Source organism: Marinitoga sp. 1155 (assembly GCF_001021175.1).
Lineage (GTDB): Bacteria > Thermotogota > Thermotogae > Petrotogales > Petrotogaceae > Marinitoga.
Genome location: NZ_AZAX01000031.1, coordinates 1 through 5,209, shown reverse-complemented (window position 1 = coordinate 5,209; position 5,209 = coordinate 1). Strand labels below are relative to the sequence as shown.

The window sequence follows — 5,209 nt, the reverse complement described above, 5'->3', positions numbered from 1 at the left end:
GCTTTAAAAATATCATATGGAAAAAGATAGTTTCGGACTAAGCCATAAAGCTTGGAGTTTCCATATGATTACAGTTGGCATAGATATCTCCTCATATCTATTATATCACTTTTATTAATATTTTGTCAAGTATATATTATAAAAAAACCCCCTGATTATTTAACAGGGGGTAAAATAAAAAGAGGGGCGCTACCTACTCTCGCATGGATTTCCCATACTACCATCGGCCTGGATATGCTTAACGGTCGGGTTCGGCATGGTTCCGCGTGTTCCCATATCCAGTATCTGCACCCCTCAAAACTCATTCACATGTGCATAGTTACTTAATAAGGTCAAGGCCTCGGGCTATTAGTACCGGTCAGCTCAATACATCACTGTACTTACACTTCCGGCCTATCTACGTCCTAGTCTCGAACTGCCCTTACCTCCGAAGAGTGGGAAACCTCATCTCGGGGCCCGTTTCCCGCTTAGATGCTTTCAGCGGTTATCGGTCAGGTACATAGCTACTCAGCTCCTGCTCCTGGCGGAACAGCTGATTCACCAGCGGTACCCTCACACCGGTCCTCTCGTACTAGGTGTGACCCCCCTCAAGTTTCCTACGCCCGCAGCAGATAGGGACCGAACTGTCTCACGACGTTCTGAACCCAACTCACGTACCGCTTTAATGGGCGAACAGCCCAACCCTTGGGACCTACTTCAGCCCCAGGATGCGATGAGTCGACATCGAGGTGCCAATCCGCGCCGTCGATATGAACTCTTGAGCGCGATAAGCCTGTTATCCCCGGGGTAACTTTTATCCGTTGATCGACGGCCCTTCCACTCGGATCCGCCGGGTCACTAAGACCGTGTTTCCACCCTGCTCGACCTGTCAGTCTCGCAGTCAGGCAGGCTTTTGCCTTTACACTCTCCTGTGGATTTCCAACCCACATGAGCCTACCTTCGCGCACCTCCGTTACTCTTTAGGAGGCGACCGCCCCAGTCAAACTGCCCACCTAACACTGTCCCATCAGCGCTCTTCACACTTAATGGTTAGTAACCCATCATGCTGAGGGTGGTATCCCACCAGCGGCTCCACCTACCCTTGCGAGCAGGTTTCTTCGCCTCCCACCTATCCTGTACACAACATGACAAGTTACAATGTCAGGCTACAGTAAAACTCCACGGGGTCTTTCCGTCTAACTGCGGGTACTGGGCATCTTCACCCAGTCTGTAATTTCACCAGGCCCTCCGCTGAGACAGTGTCCAAATCGTTACGCCATTCATGCAGGTCGGAACTTACCCGACAAGGAATTTCGCTACCTTAGGACCGTTATAGTTACGGCCGCCGTTTACCGGGGCTTCGGTTCGTACCTCTCAGCACTCCCCTTAACCTTCCGGCACTGGGCAGGCGTCAGACCCTATACGTCCTCTTTTTGAGTTCGCAGAGTCCTGTGTTTTTGGTAAACAGTCGCCTGGACCTTGTCACTGCGACTCCCCAATGCAGTTGCCCACATCAAGGAGCACCCCTTCTCCCGAAGTTACGGGGCTATTTTGCCGAGTTCCTTAGCGGAGGTTAGCCTGCTCCCCTTAGCCTTCTCAGCTCACCCACCTGTGTCGGTTTTCGGAACGGGCATATCTGCACCGATAAGCGAGGTTTTTCTTGGCAGCTTGGCTACTACCTCGTTGGACTTATGTCCTCCCCATCACGCTTCAGCCTCCACTCCCGGATTTCCCTGGAAGTTTCTTCGACCTTTGCGCTTGGATGAGCCTGCCACTTGCTCACGAGGCTTTACCTTCTGCGTCACCCCTCTTATCTTGACAGTACAGATATGGCACGGGATTTTTTACCCGTTTTCCATCGGTTACTCCTTTCGGATTCACCTTAGGTCCCGGCTTACCCTGGGCGGACGACCCTTCCCCAGGTACCCTTGGGCTTTCGGGGGGAAGGATTCTCACCTTCCTCTCGTTACTCATGCCCACATCCGCTCTTGTGCTTCGTCCAGTAATCCTCGCGAATTACCTTCTCCCTACTGCACAATGCTCCCCTACCAATCCGCAGATTCCGCAGCTTCGGAGTACAGCTTTAGCCTCCTTACATTTTCGGCGCAGTCCGCCTCAACCGGTGAGCTGTTACGCACTCTTTTAATGATGGCTGCTTCTAAGCCAACATCCCGGCTGTCTCTGGCAGTCCACTACCTTTCACACTTAGCTGTCTCTTCGAGCCCTTAGCTGGCGGTCTGGGCTGTTTCCCTCTCGACCATGGAGCTTTTCCCCCACAGTCTGTCTCCCATACTTTAACTTACGGTATTCGGAGTTTGACAAGTTTCGGAGGTTACCCCCCTACGCCTATCAGTGCTCTACCCCCGTAAGTCTTGTATGAGGCCGTGCCTACACACGTTTCGGGGAGATCCAGCTATCACCAGGTTCGGTTGGCTTTTCACCCCTATCCACAGGTCATCCGAATGCGTTTCACTGCATACCGGTTCGGGCCTCCATTGCGTTTCACCGCAACTTCACCCTGCCCATGGATAGCTCACCTGGCTTCGGGTCTGCATATATTGACTCTACGCCCTTTTCAGGCTCGCTTTCACTTCGGCTTCGCCTCTCCCGGCTTAACCTCGCCAATACATGCAATTCGTGGGCACATTAATCAAAAGGCACGCGGTCACTCTTTCGAGCTCCCACTTCTTGTAGGCTTACGGTTTCAGGTTCTCTTTCACTCCCCTCCCGGGGTCCTTTTCACCTTTCCCTCACGGTACTTTTCCGCTATCGGTCGACGGGTAGTATTTAGCCTTGGATGGTGGTCCACCCTGATTCACGCAGGATTCCTCGTGTCCCACGCTACTTGGGATAGTAATCCAGAGTTCCGTATGTATTTCGCCTACGGGACTTTCACCCTCTTCGGTTTGACTTCCCAGTCAATTCGGCTATACATACTTTCACTCCGAGCCTCGTGCAGTCGGCTCCGATTACTTCCCTCTACCCCATGTAGGCAACGGCCGCACCCTTTTACACCTACATGGTTTTGGCTCTTCCCCTTTCGCTCGCCACTACTCAGGGAATCTCTTTTGATTTCTTTTCCTCCGGGTACTAAGATGTTTCCCTTCCCCGGGTTCGCCTCCCTTTCGGGATCTTTGGGTTCCCCCATTCGGATATCCACGGATCTACGCTCGCTTGCAGCTCCCCGTGGCTTTTCGCAGCTTGCCACGTCCTTCTTCGCCTCCCGTCGCCTAGGCATCCGCCGTAAGCCCTTTTTACCTTGACCTTATCTTTCACTATGCACTTGTCAATGAGCTGGTGGAGTAGAGGGGACTTGAACCCCTAGCCTTCTGCGTGCAAGGCAGACGCTCTCCCAATTGAGCTACTACCCCACTCCTTCACTACTGAACAGAGACACCCTTTCTCCTTAGAAAGGAGGTGATCCAGGCGCACCTTCCGGTACACCTACCTTGTTACGACTTAGCCCCCCTCGCTGACTCCACCCTCAATAGCCGGCCTCCTTTCGGTTAGCCTGACCATCTTCGGGCGTTTCCAACTCGGGTGGCTTGACGGGCGGTGTGTACAAGACCCGGGAACGTATTCACCGCAGTGTGGCTGACCTGCGATTACTAGCGATTCCGGCTTCATGCAGTCGGGTTTCAGACTGCAATCTGAACTGGGGCAGGGTTTCTGAGATTCGCTCCACCTTTCGGCCTCGCTTCCCTCTGTCCCTGCCATTGTAGCGCGTGTGTCGCCCAGGACATAAGGGGCACGATTACCTGACGTCATCCCCTCCTTCCTCCGCCTCGTCGGCGGCTGTCCCGTTAGAGTCCCCACCTTCACGTGCTGGTAACTAACGGCAAGGGTTGCGCTCGTTGCGGGACTTAACCCAACACCTCACGGCACGAGCTGACGACGGCCGTGCACCACCTGTCTAGGCTCCTAATACCGAAGTATTAGGTCCCCCTTATCTCTAAGAGGTACTACCTACATGTCAAGCCCTGGTAAGGTCCTTCGCTTAGCTTCGAATTAAACCACACGCTCCACCGCTTGTGCGGGTCCCCGTCAATTCCTTTGAGTTTCATCCTTGCGGACGTACTCCCCAGGCGGCCCACTTATCGCCTTAGCTTCAGCACGAACGGTACTACCGCTCACACCTAGTGGGCATCGTTTACGGCTAGGACTACCCGGGTATCTAATCCGGTTTGCTCCCCTAGCTTTCGGGCCTCAGCGTCAGGTTTACCCCAGGAGACCGTCTTCACCACCGGCCTTCTTACCTGTATCTACGCATTTCACCGCTACACAGGTAATTCCGTCTCCCTCTAGTAACCTCAAGTCTAACAGTTTCAGACGCATCCCCCTGGTTGAGCCAGGTACTTTTACATCTGACTTATTAGACCGCCTACACCCCCTTTACGCCCAGTGATTCCGGGCAACGCTCGCCCCCTACGTATTACCGCGGCTGCTGGCACGTAGTTAGCCGGGGCTTTTCTTTATCTACCCTCATCTGTGAGCCATTCCCTTCTCACTTTATTGTTCGATAAATTCAGGAGTTTACGTCCCGAAGGACTTCGTCCTCCACGCGGCGTCGCTGGATCAGGGTTTCCCCCATTGTCCAATATTCCCCACTGCTGCCTCCCGTAGGAGTGGGGGCCGTGTCTCAGTCCCCCTGTGGCCGGCCACGCTCTCACGCCGGCTACCCGTCGTCGGCTTGGTAGGCCTTTACCCTACCAACTACCTGATGGGTCGCAGGCAGCTCCTCCAGCCATGCCTCAGCACGCTTTCACCTCTCGGTCTCATCCGGTATTAGCCATCGTTTCCAATGGTTGTCCCGGTCTGGAGGACACTTTCCTACGCGTTACTCACCCGTTCGCCACTGGTACTACTCCCCGAAGAGAGCCTCCCCGTTCGACTTGCATGTGTTAAGCACGCCGCCAGCGTTCGCCCTGAGCCAGGATCAAACCCTCCATCCAACTTTTCGAGTTCGATCGCTCACTCTCTTTTTTACTTCCGCTGGGTGTCTCTGTTCACTTGTCAAGGAGCTTTCCTTTCCTTCCCGCGGCTCTTCGTCCGCGTCCGAGTATATATATTACCACCTTTCTTCCCTTTTGTCAACTTACAATACCGTTAATTTTTGTTAATCATTAGTGAATTCATCGAGAGATTGGTTTTCATGCCTTTTTTCAATTTTAAATAAATATAAAAATACTACAAATAAAGATATATTATAGACTGTATTCCCTAAAAAATC

Annotated in this window: 1 tRNA gene and 3 rRNA genes; all 4 read right to left on the bottom strand. The window is 53.0% G+C overall.

The window, feature by feature from the left end:
- Nucleotides 1-181: 181 nt before the first annotated feature.
- The 4 genes from rrf to X274_RS09050 all read right to left on the bottom strand — a co-directional run bounded on the left by rrf (nucleotide 182) and on the right by X274_RS09050 (nucleotide 4,931).
- Nucleotides 182-295, bottom strand: a 5S ribosomal RNA gene (gene rrf, locus X274_RS09065).
- Between the two features lie 33 nt (nucleotides 296-328).
- Nucleotides 329-3,244 (bottom strand): 23S ribosomal RNA (locus X274_RS09060).
- A 30-nt stretch (nucleotides 3,245-3,274) separates the two neighbouring features.
- A tRNA-Ala gene (locus X274_RS09055) sits at nucleotides 3,275-3,350 on the bottom strand.
- A 39-nt stretch (nucleotides 3,351-3,389) separates the two neighbouring features.
- Nucleotides 3,390-4,931 (bottom strand): 16S ribosomal RNA (locus X274_RS09050).
- Together the 16S, 23S and 5S rRNA genes with 1 tRNA gene alongside form the textbook arrangement of a ribosomal RNA operon.
- Between the last annotated feature and the right edge of the window lie 278 nt (nucleotides 4,932-5,209).